We start from the raw sequence: 23,413 nt of genomic DNA on the forward strand, positions 1-23,413 counted from the left end.
ACAGTAAATAAAATAATATGCGGCCTGCTCCCGGATTTGAAGGGGGACAGGCCGCATTATTTGGGTGAAAAAGAAAAAATAGAACATATTATGAAAAAAATCCGGATTGTGTAGTATGATTGAAAGTACGAACTTTGTGACCAGTATAATAAATGAATTTTTCGCAGTTAATAATTAGTAGAGAATGAATAAAACACAAATCATTAGAATGTTGGCAGAAAGGCTGGATATAAGTCTGGTAGATAGTCGAACTTATTTGGATACGTTATTGGATATTGTAACTGAAGGACTAATCACTGATGAAAAAGTGGCAATCCACGAGTTTGGCAAGATATTTATTTTACCCCAATCACGACGACTGGCCCGGAATCCGAGGACGGGAGAGACAGTAATGCTTACTCCCCGTAAAACAATCCGTTTAAAACCGAGTGAAACTCTTATTTACAAGATCAATAAGTTATGAAAATGAACGGAGTTCATACAGAACTCTATATTTTCCAGATTCAAAGGTATAAAATAATCTGATATGAACTAATTCCAGGCTTTATTTTATAACGTGACCCTTATTTTACTCTTTTTCTTTCTCATTTGTAACTTTACAAACCTGTTATTCGTCCGGTATCTTTACAGGAAAAAATAATTTCTGCCGATAGGAGCTGTTCTTCCTCTATTCTTTTATCATCTTTCATTATGTATCAATTTGGGACATCGAATTTCTGTTGAAAAACAACAGAAATTCATTGTCTATCTCTCTGAACCATAGTTCTGTATGGACTATGCATATATTGTATTCTAAAGTGTAAGTTGTTGTCAGTCAGTAGTTACGTGTGATTCATGTTCTACAATCGGACTCGTATGATTGGCTACTTGGAGACAATAATCAGCAGTAAATCCATAAAAAAGATACTGAACTTCTACTGAACAGCAGAAGATATGATAAATATCAACGATATCAGTAAATGAAAAATAGTAAATCTTGATATACATGGAAATGATCAATCAATTTCGGACACTTATCACTGTTTTGTTCGCCCATAGGCAGAAACAGGAAAATACAGAAAGAGTGGAAAATGGGGAAGAAGCTACACTCAGACTGGAGAATGAAGAGTTGAAGCGTACCATTGATACGCTAACCATCAAGAACCGTGAGATACAGCAACTCATGGTACATAAAATCAGGGAGACAGACGATTGGGGCCATGAGCATGAAGCCAAATACAAAGAAGCTATCCGGAGAGCGGATGAACTGGAAAAACTCCATAACTCTTTCTTCGTTGAAGCAGTACATGAGATGCGTACGCCTCTCTCCCTGATATTGGGATACTTGGGACAGTTGGTACAGAACCGCGAACTCGACGGTTTGGTTTCCACCCAGGTTCTTTCGGCCTACCGCAATACGCTTGCCTTGCAGGATATGATGTATCAGTTGCAGGATATACGTCATGGCGACGATGTTGCTAACCATATGCGTATAGCCCGTTATGATCTGGTGGATATAACGAAGCAGATATGTGATCTGTTTGTCGACTGGATTGCCATGAACAATATCGATTTTAAGATCAATACGCAGACGCCTGTCTTATGGGTGTGGGTAGACCGTCGGAAGATGGAATACGCTTTACGTACTTTATTATCCAATTCTTTGAAGAATACATTCATGTACGGGAAGATTACGATCGATATAAAGGTGGTCAGGATAGACGGTAAACCCTGTTGTTCCCTGAGTGTACATGATGACGGTCTCGATGCACAGGACAGTGCACGTATCGGTTTGAAACAAATTTCCGATATGGCAGAAATTGTTCATGCTAAATTTATTCAGGAAACGATGGAAGGGCAGAGCGGGACCCGTTGCACGATCCTGATCCCGCTGGGTAAACGGTCCTTGATGGAACTACCCGTCGAATTTGTGGAACCGGATAGCGACCTGGTCAATCTGAACGAATTTCAGAAGGAAGAAATCGCCGGTTTCGTACAGCTTATCCCCCAGAAAAAAGAGACCGGGAAGAAACTACTGGTCATTGACGACAGCGACCAGATCCGTTGGTTCCTTAAACTTGCCCTGGGAAAAGAATACCGGATACTGGAGGCACACAATGGCGAGGAGGGTGTCATGATGGCGAAGAAAGAACGCCCCGACGGTATCCTGTGTGATGTGATGATGCCGGTAAAAGACGGATTTACGGCATGCCGTGAGATAAAGACGAATCCGGCAACCAGCCAGACGGTAGTGATTATGCTGACAGCCAAGGTGGAGAACGAAGATGTGATAGCCGGTATTGAGGCGGGAGCGGACGATTATATCACCAAGCCGTTCGACTTGGAGGTACTGCGCAGCAAATTGATCAGCCAGCTTAAACGTCGCGACCAGATGAGGGCATTCTATACGCAGTCGGCACCGGACACGGAAGAGACTGCTGTTGCCATGCCTGCTCCGCTCAATGAGATTGAGGTGGCGGGAAATGCTTTTATGAATAAAATAGTAAAGATTATCGAGGAGCATCTGGATGATCCTTGTTTTGATGCAAAATTTTTGGCGGATGAAATGAGTATGAGTATTCCGACGCTTTATCGCAGGGTAAAAGCGTTTTCTAATTGCAGTATCCTGGAACTGACGCGGAGTGTCCGCATCAAACATGCGGCTGAATTGATTTTACAGCAGCGGTATTCCATTATCGAGGTATGCGAAATGGTCGGATTTAATGATATGGCAACATTCCGCAAACGTTTTACCGAACAATATGGTGTAAATCCTTCTCAATATGGGCAACCGACAAGGGTATAAAGCGTGGTATTCATTAAAACAAATGTAAATAAGCATAGGAATTTTTATCATTTAAAAATTACCGCTCATGAGTGATAAATATACCGACAGACCCTGCAAATAATGCTTTCTACATTTGCACTGTCAACAAGAGACAATGTTACAGAAAACTTGATTATCAGAATAGTCAAAGAGAAATCTAAGTATGTAAAATAAGTATAGGGTAGTAAAATGATTTATCACTTTTAAAACATATAAAGTTATGAAACTTCAAAATTTAATTTACGCAACTATGGTTGCTTGCGCTTTCAGCGCTTGTTCTAATGATGACGATCCTACTATTCCGGATCCGGCGCAGGAGTTGGATGCTACTTTGACGGTGGCGTTTAATTCGATTGGAAATTCTGGTTCTGGTTTGAAAAGTCTGACAAAATCTTCTACTAATGGGGAAGTCGGTACAATTGGTATTGCTGTTTTTAATAATGGAGCAATGACAAATATGGCTCCGGGGGCTTTGATTAATTACAAAGAAAGAATTGCAAACACTGCTACTGATACAACTGATTGTATTGATGCAAAAGCAGGAGCTGTTAATGTTTTGGTTGTTGTGAATCCCCCGGAAAAAGTGTTTGAAGGAAAGACAAACATCGAAGACTTTAAAAAGGCAATATCGAAAGCCGAATTAAGTTCTGCTCAACCTTTGATGGCTAGTGCTGTTATATCTTATACTTTAGTAAAAGGTAGAAATGTCGCTTCTGTGGATGCAGCAACAGTCTTTCCTACAGCAGATAATCGTTTTACAGATAACATCAAAGTCTTCCGAAATATTGCCAGTATTAATTTGGAAAATATCACTCTAAAGCCACGTGAAGATTTTGCTACGAATGCAAAGTTGGAGGTAAACAAAGTTTTTATTATGCATTATCGTAATGATGTAAAAGTTTTTGGTGTTGCTACTCCGTGGTGCCCTGTTGTAAATGCTACGGATGCAAAAAATATTGTTTCTAATACAGCTGGTGATGCAGGTATCTATACTCACACCTTCTCTCAGGAAATTACAGGAACAAACAGTACTCCTGTTGAAGTGGCTAATGGATCATTCTTTGTATATGATAATAGTTCAACAGTGCAGATATCAGATCCAACCAAAGCAACAGCATTGGTTATTCAGGGTACTTATACTTATACCGCAGGTAATGGTCAAACCATAACATCAAAAGACGCTTACTGGACTGTATACATTAATAATAATGAAACAGCAAGTGAGGTTAAAAATGATAGCGGCTATAAAAACTTATCACACTTTGGTGTCCTACGTAATGTGAAATATGCAATTAACGCAACTATTACGGGTCCTGGTAGTGATGATCCGGAAACTCCGACTGGAGCAGCATCAATAACATCAAATATTGAAATAGTACCTTGGGGCACGGTCACTCTTGATCCTAGCATCGACTAACAATCAATTATACTAGTTTAAGTTCAAATTTCCTTATTCGAAATTCTAACGAACCAATCCGGGGTAATTCCCGGGTTGGTTTCACTCTCAAAAAATATTCCGGTTTGACGATTTATAAAACAATATAATCTATGAATAGTAGGGTTTTATTTTACAATGTATTCCTGTTTCTCGCTTTGCTATCCTGTTCCCATGACGGGAATCCTGAGATAGACGAAACCGGAGATGCTACACTTTCATTACGCATCACGATTCCACAGATCGGAACCAGAGCCGGTGACTCCGGAATCGAAAGACTCTATGTGGCTATTTTCGGCACTTCCGGTGAGAATGCAGACAAATTGATCGTCTCCCGCGAAGCCACACAAACAGATACTTTTGAAGATATTACCCCGCTGAAAGCCGGGACTATCCGGATGCTGCTGGTCGCCAATGCACCCGACGGTACTTTCGACGGTTTAACCACTTTGGACCAATTCCTGGCCCTTACCAAGACGATTGAAAACGAAGATACAGCCCCGACAATGAGTTCGGGAGTACAGATTTACACTTTGAAGCCTGGAAAAAATACGATCGGTTTGCAGAAGACGGGAGCCAACCAGATCAGCGCTTCTCCGGTAACGATCTACCGTTTGATTGCCCGCGTTTATCTAAACAAACTGTTCCTGCGTCCACTGGAAGAATATGGCAACGAAGCCCGCTTTAAACTGGAATCCGTGTTTATGGCAAATGTCAAAAATTATTCCCGTTATATCAGTATGGAAGGTTGGGGTGCTGTAGAAGTGACCGACCGCTCCCTTTCTGATTTCTTCCTTACAGGTGCAAATCCGGACGTTGAGGGCATTTATAAAGAAGGCTCTTCTAAACTGTCGGATAAGTTACTTACAACCTATAATTATGATTTCCGTACGGCTACTGACGAGACGGGCCTTATTGCTAACTGTGCTGCCAATACCTATACTGTTTTCGAAAATATGCAGGAAGCGACTTGGCATACGCTGCTGATCCTTCACGGAACTTACCATTATATCGACAAAAACGGGAATACCCGCAACGTGGATACCTATTATCCCGTAATTGTAAACCGACAGCACGATCAGATATCCAATGTGACGGATCATCTGTATGTGCGCCGCAACGTGATCTACTCTATTGATGTCGTTATCAAAGGCCCCGGTTCCGATACTCCGTTTGACCCGTCCGATGATGCCACGTTGACAAGCATGATCGAAGTACAGGCATGGGGTGAGATTGTGGAGAATCCTTCAATTGATTAATACAGCTAAAATAAAACTGATATGAAACGAAATAAAATATATCTGTTCCTTTTATCCGGTCTATTGCTGGCGGCCTGTTCGAAGGAGGATGAACCGTCACCGACACCGGGTGGTGAGGATACTTTTGCTACTGTTTCCGTAGCGGTGGACGGTATTGCCGGGACAAAAGCAGATACAGATCCGGGTACTACTGCCGAAAATGAAATCTACGACCTGAATGTTGTTTTTATCAATGGTAACAACGAAGTTGCCGGTCGTGCTTTTCGCAAAATTGATGATGATCAGGATACTATTCGTGTGGGTTTGAAAACCGGTACTTATAAATTATTGGTGATTGCAAATGCCGGAGAAATGTCTTCTTTCAAGCCGGATGATTATTATGATAAAACAGTTTCATTAGCTGGTCAGGTAGGCAAACCTGCCGGTCAGGTCGGTGAAAAAGGTTTTATTATGACTAATATTGCCCGGGATGTAGAGATCAGAAAGACTGTGGAGAATGGTGGTATAAATCTGATATCAGAGAAGGTTAAGCGGGTTGTCGGTCGTGTGGATTTAAGTCTGGTAGATATAGACAATGATTGGCTAGATAAAAATTTGAAAGGAATGAAGTTTCAATTATCCCAGGTTTTTCTTGCTAATGTTCGTCCCCAGTCTTATTTGTATGATACGAAAACAGACTGGACTTTACCCGAAGGGGCAACACAGCATACGATGGAGTTTATAGAGGACCGTTATTTATGTGGTATAGAAGAAGAACTTCAAGTAGGAGGGGAGATTGTTGCCGGTAGCGAATATGCTGAATATTTGACAACAGCGACAGACGTTACCATAACAGGTGATGATAAAGAACCTCATAAAGGCATCGCCAGTTTCTACGCAATGACCAATTCGTTTACTAAAGACGGAGCTGCCCCGGTCATCCTTTATCTCAAAGGTAGTTGGTATGATGCGGCAGGTAAGCCTGCCCTTACAAACCGCTATTATCGTATCAAACTAGAGAAGGGCGTTCAGCGAAACACTATTTACAAGATAGAGGCGACTCTTAAGGGTAAAGGATCCCCGGATCCGGATATAAAGGATGACGTAACATTATCCGTTACTATCACCGTAAAGTCGTGGGAAGGAATAACGCTTGATGAATATACCATAGAAGAAATCGAAATATAATATGAAACATATCAATCATACTTGTCGATGGTTGGCAGCCGCTGTCTGTGCTTCAACCCTGTTGCTTTCCGGTTGTATCCAGGAAAATCTGCTAGCTTGTTATAAACTGACTTTAAAGGCCGAAAATGCGAAAGGCGATGATGTCACGGGAAGTGCCCTGGCAGATGCTTCCCTCTATGTTTTCGATGAAAATTACGAATACCTCCAGACCGTTCGCATGACGGAAGGACAAATACGCAATCGTGAAGAAATCAGACTGAATTATCCGGAAGATCGTAACCTGCATGTGATAGCCTGGGGAAATCTGGCCGGACAAAACCAGACTGTTACGGAAAGCGAGTTGATTGAAGAACTGAAGATCAAACTCAAAAGCCGTGACGGTCTGGCTCAGAAACCCGACGACCTGTTCTACGGAAACCGCTTGGTGCAGACCAAAGCGGGAGGCAGTCTCTATGATAACGACACGATCGTGGTCCGTCCTAAACTCTCGGAAGTCAATATCGTGACACAAAATATCAAATATGCCTTGAGGAAATATGGTTCGCCGACCGATGCCGATTGCAACTACTACGTCAACCGTACATTGGATGCTTTCGATTACCGGGGGCAGTTGACAGGTGACAGTGTCTATTACCATCCTGATGCCGGCTGGGATAAGAACAAGGAATATTTCGCTCCCAACTACCGGATGTGTTCCGGAGAGGATCTGAACGTGGAACTGATAGCCGAAGGCAATACGCTGGCCCTTGCTACTCACGACGACGACGGCAAACCATTGACCGCTCCCGAAGCCGCTGTGCTTTATGTCATCCTGCGTTTCGGTGAAGACGGCGCACTGCTTTCCGTCCGCCAGGCAATCCGTCCCTGGGGTACGGTGGACGACCATATCGAATTTTAAATCAATCAACAATTAAATCAGTCCAGAAAGATGATCCGATATAAATTACTTTTATCCATAGTTGTTGCCATCATGTTGGCTTCTTGTTCGAAAGACGACGGGCCAGTCACACCGCCGGTCGAACAGGCCAAGCTTTCCGTCGGGTTGCAATTGCGTAGCCAGGCGGGAAGTAAGGCAACAGGCGACGACCCGAATGCGTTGCCAGGCGAAAGCGACATACACAACCTGAGCGCTTTTGTGTTCAACAGTGACGGTTCTGCATTGATCGGCTACGGACGTGCAGAGAATCCTGATCCTGATAAGTTGGTCATTACCGATATAGAGACTACTCCCGAACGCGTTATGCTGGTCGTGTTGGCTAACCTTCCCGGAAATATAGATAGTTCGGTCGGTAATTATGCCGGTTTGCAGTCACGTCTGGCCGACCTTTCTTCTCAGACGCAGGAATCATTGACTTTCAGTACACAGGTGGTCCATACGGAACAAGCGTTGGTGAAAGGGGAGGATAACCTGATCGGCTATACAGCCGGAACGAACATTGATAATATTTCCACCCCGCTACTGCTCACCCGTATTGTCGCCCGTGTAGAAATGAATACGATCGAAACCCGTTTTGCCGGTTCCCTACTGGAAGGGAAAACAGTGCGGATCGACCATATCGCCCTGGCAAATGTAAAAAGTAATTCATATTATTTCAGCGAAGGGGATTGGGGGAAAGTAGAAGTTCCTTCCGGACAGGCAAACTTGCTCTATGGGGCGGGTGTCACGGAAGCCGCTACCCTTTTTACCCCCGGTTCTTATCCGTCCGATTATCTCGGCAGCGATTTCAGCCTGACAGTAACCGACAATACACCAAGTCTGACTCCGGTTTCTGAAACTTATGCCTTTGAGAACAGTTCGTCCGACACAGACCCTACATTGTTGGTCGTAAAGGCAACCCTGGTGGAAACGAACCAGACCCGCATCTTCACCTCGCCGATCAACCGCAATGGAGTGCTGAACGGTTACGACCACAACTTTGTGAAACGTAATTATATCTACCGTCTCCACGTCACCTTCACGGAAACGAGTTTCGACCCCGAGGAGAATGACGATGCCTCGCTCGACGTCCGTGTCGAAGTGGCGGGTTGGGGATATGTACATCAAATCGAAGAAGTAGAATAAAAAATGAACGATATGAAAACAATCAATATAACTTCCTTCCTGTTAGCATTAAGCCTTCTGGTATCCTGTTCGTCCGACGATGATAACGGTCCCGAAGTAATCGTGCCGCAGGACGCAACGTTGACACTGGCAGTCGCTCCGGGTTTGGTACTGACGAAAGCCAAAGCGGGGGAGACGCAGGAGGGAGAAGCTAAGATCAATAATATGTATGCCGCCCTGTTCGGAGCCAATCAATCGTTGTTTACTTCCGCTTATGTGGATTTCAGCGACCAGACCGGGAAAACAACCGACACGATACGGATCAGCGCAAAAAGTGATACGCCATACACGTATGTCATTCTTGTCAATGTCGGGAACATCAACTGCTCAAGTATTGGTGATCTGATGACAAAGACTTATAATCTGGAGGACATAAGCGTGAATAACCAGCCGATGGGAAGTAAATTCCTGAAAATTGAAAGTCTGGAACCGGGAACCAATTATTACGGGAAAGAAGATATTTTCACGAATAAACCTGCTGAGTATTCTTTCTACAGTAAGAATAATATCGAGGTTTACCGCACCGCCAGCCGTATCGACTTTGAAAAGATCAGTCTCAAATGGAGTGAGGCAGATGCCGGTGACCTGCTGAAAGAAGGTGCCAGTTTCCGCTTGAAGCAGGTATATGTTGTGGATGCAAAAAGTACGACTTACCTGGCGGACCATGTGTATGGTGAGAATAACTACTCGGTAGAAACGTCTGGTTCGACCTATTGGCATGGCAAGCCGGAAAAAGAAGGTTATCTGGCATCCCTGAATTTATTCCCTCGGGGAGAGGACAACACTCCGGCGACTATTACTTCGGATGGAGAATGGAATATCACGGAAAATCCGTTAAGATGTTACATCACCGAAAATACGGATGAAGCAAAACCGACCATGTTGGTTTTGAAGGGTGATATACTTCATAAGAATGCTAATGAACCGATCCTGTCGGACCGTTATTATTTTGTCAAACTGTTGAATTTGATCGATAGTGATAATAAGGAAACGATATATCCAGGTGTAATCCGCAATAAGGTGATCCGTATCAGTGCCACGATTACCGGAAAAGGCTCCGGCGATGAGGAATATAAGGATAATGCCTATGTTACGGTAACCGTCACTCCCGAAAACTGGTCGGTCGAGACACAACATGAAGATGTAAACTGATAAAAGTCCTTGTAGCGCTGCAAACCTTCCACACAGTCCTGTAAAGGGTCTTGCAGCGCTGCAAAACCATCAAACACGGTTGCGCGGACGTTTTGCAGTGCTACAAGGCAAAACACGGTTGCGCGGACAGTTTGCAGTACTACAAAAGCCTCAAACAGGACTGTATGGACGCTGTGCAGCACTGCAAGATAAATAAATCATTAAAATCATAAATAACATGGAAATTAGCACAATCAGTGTCGGCCGTATGAATAACGGAGCACACTATCTTTACAATGTCGATTTTTATAGCCGTATTGATGCCGATACGGCAGTAAAAGGTAAACTTACAGAAGTTTTGCCCGCCTATAAACAAGCCATCGACAATGAAGATATCGCCTTGAAAATTTCGCAGAAAAGCCTGAACTCAGACAAGATAGATGAATATGATAAACAACGTGACACTCTTTTTATGGCGATAAAGTCGGTAGTGAAGGCGCAAATGTTTGTCGCTGACCAGGAGATTCACACTGCGGCCGCCATGGTCAACCAGTTGATTAAAGATTACAAACTCAATGTAAGAGGGCAGTTGGATAAAGAGACCGGCCTGTTGGTCAATATTATATACGACCTGGAAAATAAGTATGCGGCCGAAGTCCATAAACTTGGACTGGACCTGTTCCTCACCCAATTGAAGGAATCAAATCTCAGTGTCCGCAAGTATACCGATAGCCGTAATAAAGAATTGCTCGATAAGCCTGATTATAAATTGGCAGAAGCCCGTAAGGCGACCGATGCGGCATACCAGAAAGTAGTCAGAATGATCAATGCGCATGCCGTATTGGAAGGGGATGCCCTTTATAAAAACCTGATCATGTTGCAGAACCAGGAAATAGTACATTATAAACAGCAAGTTCTGAAACAGTCTGTCCCTCCATCGACTGGAGGTCCGGTACGCCCAACCGAACCAGACACTCCAACTGATCCGGAAACTCCGGGAGGCGGAGGTGACCGTCCGGAAATTGAATAGATATTGAATAAATAGTTAGTGTTGTATTTTTGAGAAGAAAAGGGGAACGCAGGTCATCAGCCGGTCGTTTCCCTTTTTTCTGTAATAAATGCCACCTTTAGGAAGGTATTCATAAAAAACATCGCTTTTCTCAGTTACCAAGGCGTTTTTATCAATCTGGTGAGAATAATTTTTTGTTGATTTTTTTCGGTCGTTTGTTTTCGCTTAACGACCTTGTTTTGCAGGGTGAATTTATCGTTTTCATAGGGTGTTTTTATCAAAATCAAGGCTTTAAAAAATACCGTACCATCCTGTAATATTTGCCTATCGTCCGCTATTTGCCGTCGCCGTACATTTGCATTGTAATCGTAAGGGTAAAATTTTAATTCGATAAAAAACATTCATTCCTATGAACGCAAAAAATATCATCTCAGCAATTTTAATGGTACTGTCATTCGCAGCCTGTTCTTCTGATATCGAAGGTCTCGACGACAACATGACAAACACAAGCGCAAATAATGGCGAAACTTCTATATCTGTACGCATGATGACAGACGGTATCGGAACGAAAAGCAACGGTCAGAGCGAATTGGCTATTAATAATTTCGTGATAGCTGTTTTTGAAGCTGCCTCAGGACAACGTATCGGTTATGCCGATAGCAATAAAGGTGTTAGTGGAGGGGATATGACAAAGGTAACGGTTGATAATATCGATACAAAAGAAGGTCTGGTAAATGTAGTTGTTGTTGCCAATGCAGGTATCGACCAATTCAAGGATATATATACTTATGAAGAGTTCGGAAATCAGATTGTGAGAGACAACTTGAATGATCTGGTTAAGGTTGGAACGAAAACTCAATCTTTATCGAAAGACGGGAAAAACAAGGTGGAGATTCAACTGTCTCAGTTAACGGCCCGCGTAAAAGTAGATTTGAAGTATGAAACCACGGGGGTAGTTGCTGATGATGATGTTGCTGTCTCTTTCATTGCAACAAACTACTCATATAATGCTGCAACAGCATCGACCATATTGAATCCGGAGAATAAAACTGAAAATCTGGTAGGTCAAGATTTTTCAAAGAATTCTGTTAATGTAAGTTCTTTTTATTATGACACTTACAGAATGAATACGCCTAAACTTTCCGTTACGACAAGCCTGTCGGTTACTGTTAAAGGCACATTAGTTAAAGAAGGTGAAACCAAGGTTACTGTTCCTTTTACTCGTGGTTCCGAATTACTGAAATGTCTGGAAAATGGAAAAGTGTATACTCAGGTGATCACGGTTAAAATCAATTTTAATATCAGCCGACCAACAGATGTTACACTAGAATATGAAGTTGCTACGGTTCGTGAAATCGAAAATGAAATAACTTTTGGATAATCCCTTTTTCTAACAATATATTTTACAACTAATAGGAATAACTTAAATAACAACATTATGATACATTCAACTAAAAATATACTTTATCTGCTGCTTAGCCTGCTGGTATGCACGGCCTGTTCGGATGAAACATTAGTAAATGGGCAAGGAAAAGTAGAGGAGGGTGTTCCGGTAACGGCTACTTTGTCTTTCAGCACGTCAGACCCGGCGAAAATTGAAACGAAAGCAACTGATATCGACGAATCGAATAAAGTCAGTTCACTGGCTATCTTTATTTTCAAAAAGGAAAAAGACGGGAGTTATACAATTGATGGGAAAAAAATTTGCACGACTGATGAAATTAATCGTAATAGTTTTGCTGTTTCAACAACTTCCGGCTCCCGCTATATTTATGCGGTCGCCAACTATAAAAGTTCTTTATATACAATCACAGATGATTTTTTAGGTAAAATTGAAACTATCGATGATTTGAAAGGCTTGTCTGTAACCTTGCCAAAAAACAAGGATGGTTCCAGTATTTCAGTGCTTGACGGAGTTTTCCTGATGAGTGGTTGTGTAGTCGCAAAGAATAATAACAAAATTGATTTTGATACTCCCTGTACTATCGCTGCAGACGGTACGGTTAATGGCCGGATACTTTTGCAACGGATTATGTCATCCATCCAATTCAAAGTGATGGCAGCAAAAGAAAATACAACATTTGTAGCCGATAGTTGGCAGGTTAAGAATGTACCGCAATCTTCCTATGTCTTTGAACGGACTTCAGCACCTTATGAAGATTATGAATCTGATGGTTTCAAAGAATCGAAAATAAGTTCTGTCTTTGAGAAAAAGGATACGGTAGTGAATAGTTTGAATACATCATCATATAATTTCTCATTCCTGATGATGGAAAACCGGAAAACAGCCGATAAAGAAATTAATAATTATGACATGAGGGAGGAAATGAATGGCTCCGAAAGTTTCTCTAATGCCCCTGCAAACTCCACTTATATCGTTTTGAAAGGTACTTATACCGGACAAACAGATAAGCCAATCGGAACAGATGGCAAACCGAATAAAAACGTAACAGCTTATACCACCTATTATATCCATGTAGGAAATTGGAATCCCAAATATCAAGGGACTAACTCGGATTTTAAGATTTTTCGAAATACCCGTTATATCTATACCGTTAAAGTAGTCGGAGTAGATCAAATAATCGTTGAAGTAGAATCGGATCTTCAGGAGGATGAATCCTGGGGCAGTGACGGAGACATATATGTAGCTAGTAATCAAGTCAACATCTTTGATGCGCATTATGGGACAACGGTAATTTCGTTCTCAAAATTAATGATACACGATTTAATTAAACGATATGCCGCAAACTCTGGAAAAACATGTGATTTAGAGATGTTTAAAGATAGTTTTCAGATTGTTGGGGCTACTCCGAGAGGCGGTTTCAAACCGAGTACTGATAAAAGCGATCTTGATTGGGTTACCTATAAAAGGAATACAGATGATGGTACAAATTTTATGAAATATAAAGAATCTAAATCGGATGAACCTTTGGATATTAATGGATTTAAGGCAGATCTTTATAATGCTGGTTTAAATTATAACGGTAATGATTCGGGCGATAGTGCCCGTTACACCTGTTTCATAGACGAGTATTTCTATACAGATTCAGATTTATCATTGGATAAATTTGTCAACCAGCAGCCGCGTTCAATTAATATTTTGACCTATTATAAACATAATACAGAATCGTCTAGTAGTAGTTCTATCAACATGTCTGCCTATACGTTTGTGCAACGTCCCATTTATACGATTTATGATTTGGATAGAGTACAGAATAACAATGTAAATGGATGGGGTACGGAAAGTATTCAGGAAACTGAGAATTTGCCATCTAAAGAAATACCTGATGGTTCGGGTAAGGATTATTATAGTCGGTGGAAGAATAGTTTTGATCAAGGACGTGATAATATGCATGAATGGATAGCAAAAATGAACTATAATGCAAATTACGCTTGGAATTGGACTTGGGATACATTTCTTGATTATACAAATAATGAATTAAATAGTGATTATAAGTATGCTCAATATGCATGTCTGGCTAAAAATCGTGATTTGAATGGTGATGGTGTTATTGATAATGACGAATTACGTTGGTATCTTCCCGCAGTTAATCAATATACGGCTCTTGTCATAGGTGGTGACATTTTACCGGAAGATGTTCGATTGTACAGGGATACGGATAAAGATGTTGCATCAGGACATACTTATGTAGGTAGTACTGTTAATGCAAATCCGGCTCTTAGTGGTAGTGATTCTAATACTCTCGATTATTATGTTCTTTTGGCAAATGAAGGACTTTCCATTTCTTATCGGAAAAATAATAAGAATTCTTATCGTTGTGTTCGCAATTTAAGGGATATAACAGAAAATATAACGGATATAGTATCACTGTCTTCAAGATATTATGGTGATAAAGTATATGAATCTTATTCTTTTCAAAATTTAAATCCAAGATCGAAGCGAGAGAAAGTAAATAAAGCATTGACATTTGGACATACTAGTTTGGATGAAGAAAATCGTTTGTCAGAGGCTTTTGAAGTTAGACAAAATCAGCTTTATAAGTCTGATTTTAGTGCTAAAAAAGCAAATGAGGAAAATCCTTGTGACGAACCGGAAAAAGGCTGGCGTCTTCCTAATCAAAAAGAACTGGCAATATTTGTTTTTCATAAGGCTGAAAATTCCGGTCAGTCTTTCAGTACTTATTTTAGTTGCACGAAAAATGCTTTTGCTGCAAATACTTATTGTGGGTATTTGGGATATAATCTAGCAATTCAATCTATGACTGTATGGGAAGATAGTGGCTCCCAATATAAGTATTACGATTCTGAATATGGAGAATATGTTTCTATTAACATTCAAATTCGTTGCGTAAGAGATACTGATCAAATAAATAAATAACAATGAACCGAACAAACTTAATCAAAAAAATAGCCGGTAGGCTCCTAATAGAAGAGGAGGAAGCTGCCCTGTTTATCAGAGTGTGGGAAGAAGAGGTGGAGAATGCTTTGATCCGGGAGGGCGAAGTGGGGTTGATGGGATTTGGCTCATTCACTTTGTGGAAACAGACGGGGAGGCCGGGACGCAATCCCAGAAATAATACATCCTGTATGATCGCTCCCCGTAACAGCGTGAAATTCAAACCGGGCAAATTCCTTCTGAAACATCTGAACAACCAGACGGAAAAAACGGATGAAAAAGGAGAAGAAAAATAGATACTAAAACATTAGGGTAATGAAAACAGAAAAAAGTATTGTAATTCAACTTTATATTATGAAACAAGCATCTGACGTAGAATTAATCTTATCCAACGAAGTAGATAATGAAAAGTACGTTTACCTCTATCTTGAAGGAGATACTTGGTGTGCTTATGAACGTTCGGCTTATTATCTGGCTATGGAGTTTCCTGTTGTCCTCAATAAGGAAATAGTGCATGGTGGTTACGAAGTCATTCTGATGAAGGCTTCTTTCAAAGTCGATAAAATGCAGCTTCCCCTGTTCCGCAAGGCTGTCTTGCGTACAGTGGCAGACGATCGCCTTCTCTTTCAGATTCCCCGTACCATCGAGGGCTTTGTGGAATGGAAAGAACAACAATTAGAAGGATTGCCGGCTTAATCGGCTGCCGGTTTTTCCTTGGGGATCGTTGAGGCATTTCCGTTCCTGAACGCCGTATAGTGGGGCGACAGGATCTCGACACCGGCCTTATCGAAATAGTCCTGGATGTTCTGATGCAGGTCTGAATAGATGCTTGTCATCTTGTCCGCATCCTGGATATAAGCGTTGATCTGATAAACGGGGTAGAAGTCGCTCAGGGACGTTTCGAGGACGAAAGGAGCCGGTTCGGGCATCACTCCGGGCGTTGCCTTGGCTGCCTCGATCAGAAGCTGGTGTACCTGACGCCATGGCGTGTCATAGCCGATCGTCACTTCGGAATGGATGATAAGCCCGTAACTTCTGGCCGACGAACTGTAATTGACCGTCTGTGAAGACATAATGAATGAGTTCGGTATCGTTACAATCTCGTTCTTTATCGTGCGGAGGCGGGTGACGAACGCTGTCTTTTCGATTACATTACCCACCGTATCGTTCAGTTTAATCCGGTCACCCTGTTTGAAAGCACGCATATAAGTGATAACGAATCCGGCAATAATATTCCCGATCACCGTGCTCGACCCCAATGAAACGATCAGCCCGACAAAGACCGATACTCCCTGGAACACGCCCGAATTGGCGCCCGGCAAATAAGGATAAATCATGGCGATCATAAACGCATACAGCAGGAATCGAACGATATGGTAGGTCGGCATCGCCCAATCCGCATAAAAGCCGTTAATCTTCAGCCTTCCCGCATCTATTTCCGTTGCCAGGTAACGGATTCCACGGATAATATATTTTATAGCCAGGCAGATCACGATGATCGTAAACAGGTTGGGGATATAATCCAGAATACCTACCAGGATGCTTTTTACCGGATTCCAGATGTAATAAGCGATTTTGTAGGCGAGCTCTTTAGTCTGCGGGAAGATCGAGAAGAGGATAGGGATCGTCAGCACCAGCAGGATGAAAAGCAGCAAGTAGCGTACGATACTTGCCATAAAGACCAGTAGTTTGACCTGTTTTTGCGTATCCAGTATCTCGTAGTTCTGGATGGAGATTGGTTTTAACCTGGTATCTTTCAGTTGTTGGATACGTGCTTTGGCTTTTTGGTAGAGCCAGGAAGAAAGGCGGAACAGCAGGTATTGTCCTAACAGCACCAGCATGAAATAGAGGGCGTGTTTTCCCGTTTCCCACCAATTTTCATGAAGTTTGCTGTCCTTTAGTTTGTCAACCGTTTCCTGGTGCAACGAATCCAGTTTCTGGATCTGTCCGGCTTTCAGTTTGAAGGCGGCGTCTGTCTTTTGTATGGCGGACGAGTCGGTGTGCGTCAGGGTCGTATCGGCCGAGAAAATATCCTTGATTACTTTTTGCAGTTGGGCGTTTGCCGTTGTGTGCAGGAATAATAAGAGCAGGAAAATGTATAAAGTTTTGTGCCGTTTCATTTTGACGTTCATTTTTATTGTTGATTTACATACAACAAAAAGAAACGGGATAGGTTAAGTGAAAAAAAATTATAAAAGGCGGCTGCCAGAGATTAGAATCCTCCAGGTAGCCGCCTTCTGCGTTATCAGGTAATCTGATTTATTATGATTTTACCACGGAGTGATCGTTACATTGCGGAACTCCACTTCCTTGCCTTCGCTCTGCAAGCCGATATAACCGTCTTTCTGCTTGTTCCATCCGGTGTTCTGATAAACGCCGTTGATATAGACGTTGATCTTTCCGTCTTTCACATAGATGTTGGCCTCGTTCCATTCGCCGGCAGGCTTTTCGCTGCTCGGAGCGTTCTTTTTCACCACCGGGAAACCAGGACGGGGTTCACCCGGCTTACCCTGGTATTGCATCAGGTCGGAGCCGCCCAGAAGGACAAAGTCACCCGCATTACCCAGCATCAGGTTACATTCTATTCCGTTCGGGAACGGATTCTTCGGATCGGCGATCAGCAGGAAAATACCGCTGTTCGCATTCTGGTCACCGTTCGGCCAGCGCCATTCCACGTGCAGCTTGTAGTTATCGTACTTTTCTTTCGTGTACATATAACCGAAAGGCTGGCCTTTGATCTTGATCACACCGTCGCTTACGGAATAAACCTGTTCGGGCGGAACGGAATTTTTGTCAACGACAAAGTTCCAGTTTGACAGGTCTTTTCCGTTGAACAACTTGGTTGTCTTCTGTGCATTTGCGTCGCTTCCGAAGCACAAAAATGCTGCGGCTATGGCCGCCATGCAGAGCATTCTTTTTTTCATGGTTCTAAATGAATTATGAATAATAAAATAGTAATTAGTCAACAATAAGTTTGCGATAACGTACACGCTTCGGTTCAGTGTCGCTACCCTGCTTGCGTTTGTATTCTTCGTATTCGGAATAAGTACCTTCATAGAAGACCACATTCGAATCGCCTTCGAACGACAGGATATGTGTACAGATACGGTCGAGGAACCAGCGGTCGTGCGAAACGACAACGGCGCATCCGGCGAAGTTCTCCAGACCTTCTTCCAGGGCACGCAGCGTGTTCACGTCGATGTCGTTGGTCGGTTCGTCGAGCAACAGCACATTGGCTTCGGCTTTCAGTGTGATGGCAAGGTGCAGGCGGTTACGTTCTCCACCTGACAAGACGCCGCAAAGTTTTTCCTGGTCGGCTCCTGCAAAGTTGAAACGTGACAGGTAAGCACGCGAGTTGATTTCTTTTCCTCCTACGCGGATAAATTCCTGTCCGCCGGAAACAACCTGGTAGACTGTTTTATTCGGGTCGATGTCTTTATGTGTCTGGTCGGCATAACCTACTTTTACGGTTTCACCCACTTCGAATGTACCTTTGTCGATGCTTTCCATGCCCATGATCATCTTGAATAGTGTTGTTTTACCGGCACCGTTCGGACCGATCACACCCACGATACCGTTCGGAGGAAGCATGAAGTTCAGGTCGTCGAACAATAGTTTTTCACCGAATGCCTTGGCTACATGTTGCGCTTCGATCACCTTGTTACCCAGACGGGGACCGTTCGGGATAAAGATTTCCAGCTTGGCTTCGCGCTCTTTCTGGTCTTCGTTCAGCAAGGCTTCGTAAGAGTTCAGACGAGCTTTACCTTTAGCCTGGCGAGCTTTCGGAGCCATGTTGATCCATTCCAGCTCGCGTTCCAACGTCTTGCGGCGTTTGCTGGCCTGCTTTTCTTCCTGAGCCATTTTCTTAGTCTTCTGATCCAGCCAGGAAGAGTAATTGCCTTTCCAGGGAATACCTTCGCCACGGTCGAGTTCAAGAATCCAACCGGCCACGTGATCGAGGAAGTAACGGTCGTGTGTGATGCAGATCACTGTTCCGGCATACTGCTGCAAATGTTGTTCCAGCCAGTCAATAGACTCGGCATCCAGGTGGTTGGTCGGCTCATCGAGCAGCAACACGTCCGGCTGTTGAAGCAACAGACGGCAAAGAGCTACACGACGGCGCTCACCTCCGGACAGCGTATCCACGATCTGGTCTTCAGGCGGGCAACGCAGGGCATCCATTGCACGCTCCAGGCGGCTGTCGAGGTTCCAGGCGTCGGTTGCGTCGATCTTATCCTGCAATTCGGCCTGACGGGCGATCAGCGCATCCATCTTGTCCGGGTCTTCCAGCACTTCGGGATCACCGAACTTTTCGTTTACCTCTTCGTATTCTTTTAATGTATCAACGATTTCCTGTACTCCTTCCTGTACGATCTCCTTTACGGTTTTGCCTGGTTCCAGTTTCGGGTCCTGTTCCAGATAACCTACCGAATATCCGGGTGAGAAGACCACTTCTCCCTGATATTCCTTTTCAATGCCGGCTATAATCTTCAGCAACGTAGATTTACCGGAACCGTTCAGACCGATGATACCGATCTTGGCTCCATAAAAGAAAGACAGATAAATATTTTTCAGTACTTGTTTCTGCGGCGGGAAAGTCTTGCTCACGCCTACCATCGAGAAAATAATTTTCTTGTCGTCTGCCATATTTTTAAGAATGTATTTTGTAATTTTTTTCCAGGACAAACTTACATAAATATCTTCAGATTCTAAAATCTATGGTGGTATTGTATTCTTCATATACCCTTTCAGCCTTTTTTTGCACCTTTTTAAATGAGTAGTGATACACGATGGCCAGTAACAGTATTAGTCAATGGCGAATATGTGGAGGTGACACCTGAAAAGATCTAGTTCCGGTTATGTACAGTGAGCCAATGTGTTTCGTTTGTTAGATGAAAAAATATTCAAAAAAGTCATTGGAATATTTGCATAATAAAAAACAACCTTCTATCTTTGCACCCGCATTGCAGAAGCAACGCACAGGATGATTCGCTAGCTCAGCAGGTAGAGCACATCCCTTTTAAGGATGGGGTCCTGGGTTCGAACCCCAGGCGGATCACTGAAAACAAAAGAAAAATCAAGCAAATCCCTGATAATCAAGCATTATCGGGGATTTCTTTTTTCTAGCAGGTAGCAGAAAACAGCCGTTTCAAGCATATTATCGGTGGATAAATCGTGGGACTAAAATTTAGTTCGAAAAAGTCCCACGAATTTGCATCTTTCTCACTGATTCATAGCTTTTTGCATGGTCGTACTTTGGAAGAGAATACATAGTTTTGTAACTCTAAAAAACGATGTAAAAATGGCTCGTAAATCATTTTCTGTTTTGTTCTTCATCAAGAAAGGCAAATTATTAAAGAACGGGGAAGCACCCGTGTGCATGAGAATTACTGTAAACGGCTGTATGGTAGATATTTCTATCAAAAGAAGCTGTCCTGTAAACCTATGGAATCAGGCAAAAGAGAATTCAAAAGGCAAAGACCGTATGTCGGTGGAACTGAACCACTATTTAGAAATCACACGTTCGCACGTACACCAAATTTATAGAGAACTGGAAACTTCTGGCAAAGTTATCACTGTTGATCTTGTGAGGAAATTGTTTTATGGTGTGGACGAAGATAGCAAAACACTATTGCAGGTATTCAGGGAGCATAACGAACAAAGCCGTAAGCTAATCGGCAAAGACTTCGTTAGCAAGACAGTTCAACGGTATGAAACCACTACCCGATATTTAGAGGAATTCATTAAGAAAGAATATCAGCTATCGGATATTCCCCTCAACAACTTAGAAGCCAACTTTATTTCTAAGTTCGATGCTTTCTTGAAGATTGAAAAAGGTTGTGCACAGAATTCCGCTATCACCCGATTGAAGAATTTGAAGAAGATTATCCGTATTGCTTTGGAAAACGACTGGATAAAGAAAGATCCGTTTGCTTACTACCGCTTCAAACTGGAAGAAACCGATCCTGAATTCCTAACAATGGACGAAATTAAAATCATTCTTGCCAAAGAGTTCACCATTAAGCGAGTAGAACAGGTACGGGACGTTTTCATTTTTTGCGTTTTTACAGGTCTGGCGTTCAGCGATGTGAAAGATTTATCACCTGAACACTTGGTAAAAGATAACAGAGGGGAACTTTGGATAAGGAAGAACCGCCAAAAGACAAAAATCATGTGTAACATTCCTGTGCTACTTGTGGCAGCTTCTATACTTGAAAAATATAAAAATGTGGCAGAATGTACCGGAAAACTATTGCCAGTGTTGAGCAATCAGCGCATGAACAGTTATTTGAAAGAAATTGCCGATGTATGCGGGTTGCAGAAAAATTTGTGCACACATTCAGCCCGGCACTCCTATGCCACCTCTATATGCCTTGCAAATGGCGTGAGTATGGAGAACGTAGCCAAAATGTTAGGTCATGCCGATACCAGCGTAACAAAACACTATGCACGGGTACTGGATCAGAACATTTTCAAAGATATGCAAAAAGTAAATAGCTGTCTGTCGGAATTGGCTATATAATAAAGGTAGTAGCTAATATTGAAAAAGGATTGGGAAGAATGAATTTCATTTTTTCAATCCTTTTCTTTTAAAGTAAGTTTTCCAGAACTCAATATGAAGCATTGACAAAGGTAAGTTCCGTATTTAGCCTGTTCAAGTCCAAGCCTTCGGTTTAGATAAAAATCTTCCTCTCATTTCATTTCGAGCGTATTTTCATCTAAAGACTTGCACAGACTAAATACTTCACTGGAAAAGTCAATGATTCAAATTAAATTCCGAAAAACAATGTTTTCGGGGCTGGCATGAGGAAAACGTCTTCTACTTGAATAGAGTTTAAACAAGTTTCTCATACAGTTTGAACCAGTCCAGCCCGTAGTTTCCAAAGCCTAAATCTACGGTATCAATGTATTCAAAACCGCATTTCTCATAGAGGGAGATTGCCGGAAGATTATTTTCATACACGTCCAAACGGATAGATTTTATGCCTGATTGTTGAGCCAGTTCAAACGAATAGTCCATCAAAGCACGACCAATACCCATTTTCAAGAATGAGGGATGCACTACAAAAGTGCGTATCACAAAAATACGGCTGTAGTCAGCATCTATTTTCCACCTTACATTATTATAGGCTTCATCGGGGTGATGGTCTAAGATAACAGAACCAACTATCTTTCCATTATGCCTGACAACGAAAAGTGTATTATCTTCTATGCCAGCAACCGCATTTTCACGAACAGGATAAATACCTTTTATCCATCCGGGATAATTGATAGTAGCCGATAGATAATCATTCAAATCATCATATAACTTTTCTAATTCGTCAATGTCGGCAGGTGCGCCGGATTCTATTACAAACTTCATAATTGCAACTATTTGGAATGCAAAGGTATAATTTCCACCTCAATAAAAGAGATTTCTTTTTAAGATAGTGGAAATCATACTCTTTTGGCTAGTTATTCTTTCCAGCTTTCAAAGTAGTGCTTTTGGAGTAGCTTATCAATATCACTTTGGCGATAGATGATTTTGCCTTTTATCTGGATAAAGGGGATTACTCCTGTATCTCTCCACTCTTGCAAGGTTCGCAAACTGACATTCAGTTTCTTGGAAACTTCATGGTTGGAAAGAAAACGTTCTCCATTCAGGTGGGGTTTATAGTGCTTGACTATGGATTCAATACCGTTCAGCATTGAATCAAGCGAAGAAATAAATTCTTTGACTTGTGGGGTATCTTTATTTATTAGTTCCATGATTGAAAGATTGTTCTATTGAAATATTGATTTCAAGATGGCTAGATAGCTGGTTAGTTATGCAGATAGTCACCCAGCGATGAAATGCTAAGTACATCTTTTGCCGAATCATAATCTATATAGAGCCGTTTGGATGCAGTGGCGATAAAATACTGGCTACCATCTTGCTGTATCTCATACGTAGCGGGCGAAGCCTGTTTGGTGGTTTCTGATACATATATAATAGAAAGAAGATACACTTTATCATTCCGGTAGATGATAACCGTAGGATTCAGAGAGTCTGTAAATTAAACTGTGTCAGCAAAGACAAGAAATAAAATATTAACTTTGCTACCACAGTTTTTTTATGAAAGAAGAATTTGATTTTGAGAGTATCAAGAAGAAGGCAATCGCCCAACT

General features: G+C 42.2%; 20 protein-coding genes and 1 tRNA gene. 15 read left to right on the forward strand and 6 right to left on the reverse strand.

The features are described 5' to 3' along the window. Window positions 1-184 precede the first annotated feature (184 nt). From NBH14_RS13750 to NBH14_RS13810, 13 genes are all read left to right on the forward strand, one after another. Window positions 185-463, forward strand: a complete 279-nt coding sequence (locus NBH14_RS13750) for an HU family DNA-binding protein (RefSeq protein WP_186959609.1) — start codon at window positions 185-187, stop codon at window positions 461-463. A 522-nt stretch (window positions 464-985) separates the two neighbouring features. After that, window positions 986-2,785: a hybrid sensor histidine kinase/response regulator transcription factor gene (locus tag NBH14_RS13755; RefSeq protein WP_186959608.1), complete on the forward strand. Its 1,800-nt coding sequence runs from the start codon at window positions 986-988 to the stop codon at window positions 2,783-2,785. A 241-nt stretch (window positions 2,786-3,026) separates the two neighbouring features. After that, window positions 3,027-4,223: a hypothetical protein gene (locus NBH14_RS13760; protein WP_186959607.1), complete on the forward strand. Its 1,197-nt coding sequence runs from the start codon at window positions 3,027-3,029 to the stop codon at window positions 4,221-4,223. A gap of 131 nt (window positions 4,224-4,354) precedes the next feature. Then, window positions 4,355-5,500: a fimbrial protein gene (locus tag NBH14_RS13765; RefSeq protein WP_186959606.1), complete on the forward strand. Its 1,146-nt coding sequence runs from the start codon at window positions 4,355-4,357 to the stop codon at window positions 5,498-5,500. A gap of 21 nt (window positions 5,501-5,521) precedes the next feature. Continuing rightward, window positions 5,522-6,667, forward strand: coding sequence for a fimbrial protein (locus NBH14_RS13770; RefSeq protein WP_186959605.1), 1,146 nt, complete (start codon window positions 5,522-5,524; stop codon window positions 6,665-6,667). A 1-nt stretch (window position 6,668) separates the two neighbouring features. Beyond that, on the forward strand, window positions 6,669-7,565 hold the full coding sequence (locus NBH14_RS13775) for a FimB/Mfa2 family fimbrial subunit (RefSeq protein ID WP_186959604.1): 897 nt from the start codon (window positions 6,669-6,671) through the stop codon (window positions 7,563-7,565). A gap of 30 nt (window positions 7,566-7,595) precedes the next feature. Continuing rightward, window positions 7,596-8,729: a fimbrial protein gene (locus NBH14_RS13780; protein ID WP_186959603.1), complete on the forward strand. Its 1,134-nt coding sequence runs from the start codon at window positions 7,596-7,598 to the stop codon at window positions 8,727-8,729. 12 nt (window positions 8,730-8,741) lie between these two features. Then, window positions 8,742-9,920: a fimbrial protein gene (locus NBH14_RS13785; RefSeq protein WP_186959602.1), complete on the forward strand. Its 1,179-nt coding sequence runs from the start codon at window positions 8,742-8,744 to the stop codon at window positions 9,918-9,920. Between the two features lie 217 nt (window positions 9,921-10,137). Beyond that, window positions 10,138-10,929: a DUF6261 family protein gene (locus tag NBH14_RS13790; protein ID WP_186959601.1), complete on the forward strand. Its 792-nt coding sequence runs from the start codon at window positions 10,138-10,140 to the stop codon at window positions 10,927-10,929. Between the two features lie 388 nt (window positions 10,930-11,317). Beyond that, entirely contained in the window at window positions 11,318-12,289 is a 972-nt protein-coding gene (locus NBH14_RS13795; protein ID WP_186959600.1) for a hypothetical protein, read from the forward strand. A gap of 57 nt (window positions 12,290-12,346) precedes the next feature. Further along, entirely contained in the window at window positions 12,347-15,247 is a 2,901-nt protein-coding gene (locus tag NBH14_RS13800; protein ID WP_186959599.1) for a DUF4906 domain-containing protein, read from the forward strand. Window positions 15,248-15,249: 2 nt separating this feature from the next. After that, window positions 15,250-15,561, forward strand: coding sequence for an HU family DNA-binding protein (locus NBH14_RS13805; RefSeq protein ID WP_186959598.1), 312 nt, complete (start codon window positions 15,250-15,252; stop codon window positions 15,559-15,561). Between the two features lie 58 nt (window positions 15,562-15,619). Further along, window positions 15,620-15,961 carry a hypothetical protein gene (locus NBH14_RS13810; protein ID WP_186959597.1) on the forward strand — a complete coding sequence of 114 codons (342 nt, stop codon included), beginning with the start codon at window positions 15,620-15,622 and terminating at the stop codon, window positions 15,959-15,961. On the opposite strand, the gene NBH14_RS13815 is transcribed toward NBH14_RS13810, so the two are convergent. The 3 genes from NBH14_RS13815 to ettA form a co-directional block, all read right to left on the reverse strand. After that, a complete protein-coding gene (locus tag NBH14_RS13815) occupies window positions 15,958-17,397 on the reverse strand; it encodes a mechanosensitive ion channel family protein (RefSeq protein ID WP_186959596.1) in 1,440 nt (479 codons plus the stop codon). The genes NBH14_RS13810 and NBH14_RS13815 overlap by 4 nt on opposite strands. A 138-nt stretch (window positions 17,398-17,535) precedes the next feature. Next, complete coding sequence (locus tag NBH14_RS13820; RefSeq protein ID WP_044214392.1) at window positions 17,536-18,189, reverse strand: 3-keto-disaccharide hydrolase; 654 nt, start codon at window positions 18,187-18,189, stop codon at window positions 17,536-17,538. A gap of 34 nt (window positions 18,190-18,223) precedes the next feature. Next, on the reverse strand, window positions 18,224-19,912 hold the full coding sequence (ettA, locus tag NBH14_RS13825; RefSeq protein ID WP_186959595.1) for an energy-dependent translational throttle protein EttA: 1,689 nt from the start codon (window positions 19,910-19,912) through the stop codon (window positions 18,224-18,226). A gap of 339 nt (window positions 19,913-20,251) precedes the next feature. Between ettA and NBH14_RS13830 the strand changes: the two genes are divergently transcribed. Next, window positions 20,252-20,324 (forward strand) — tRNA-Lys (locus tag NBH14_RS13830). Between the two features lie 243 nt (window positions 20,325-20,567). Continuing rightward, window positions 20,568-21,788 carry a site-specific integrase gene (locus tag NBH14_RS13835; protein WP_186959594.1) on the forward strand — a complete coding sequence of 407 codons (1,221 nt, stop codon included), beginning with the start codon at window positions 20,568-20,570 and terminating at the stop codon, window positions 21,786-21,788. A gap of 312 nt (window positions 21,789-22,100) precedes the next feature. Here the strand turns inward: NBH14_RS13835 and NBH14_RS13840 are convergent, their stop codons facing one another. From NBH14_RS13840 to NBH14_RS13850, 3 genes are all read right to left on the reverse strand, one after another. Further along, window positions 22,101-22,628, reverse strand: a complete 528-nt coding sequence (locus NBH14_RS13840; RefSeq protein ID WP_186959593.1) for a GNAT family N-acetyltransferase — start codon at window positions 22,626-22,628, stop codon at window positions 22,101-22,103. A gap of 92 nt (window positions 22,629-22,720) precedes the next feature. Further along, window positions 22,721-23,014, reverse strand: coding sequence for a helix-turn-helix domain-containing protein (locus NBH14_RS13845; RefSeq protein WP_186959592.1), 294 nt, complete (start codon window positions 23,012-23,014; stop codon window positions 22,721-22,723). Window positions 23,015-23,067: 53 nt separating this feature from the next. Further along, complete coding sequence (locus NBH14_RS13850) at window positions 23,068-23,289, reverse strand: DUF3876 domain-containing protein (RefSeq protein ID WP_186959721.1); 222 nt, start codon at window positions 23,287-23,289, stop codon at window positions 23,068-23,070. Window positions 23,290-23,413 lie beyond the last annotated feature (124 nt).

The sequence above is a fragment of the Parabacteroides caecihominis genome (genome assembly GCF_023656785.1).
GTDB lineage: Bacteria > Bacteroidota > Bacteroidia > Bacteroidales > Tannerellaceae > Parabacteroides > Parabacteroides segnis.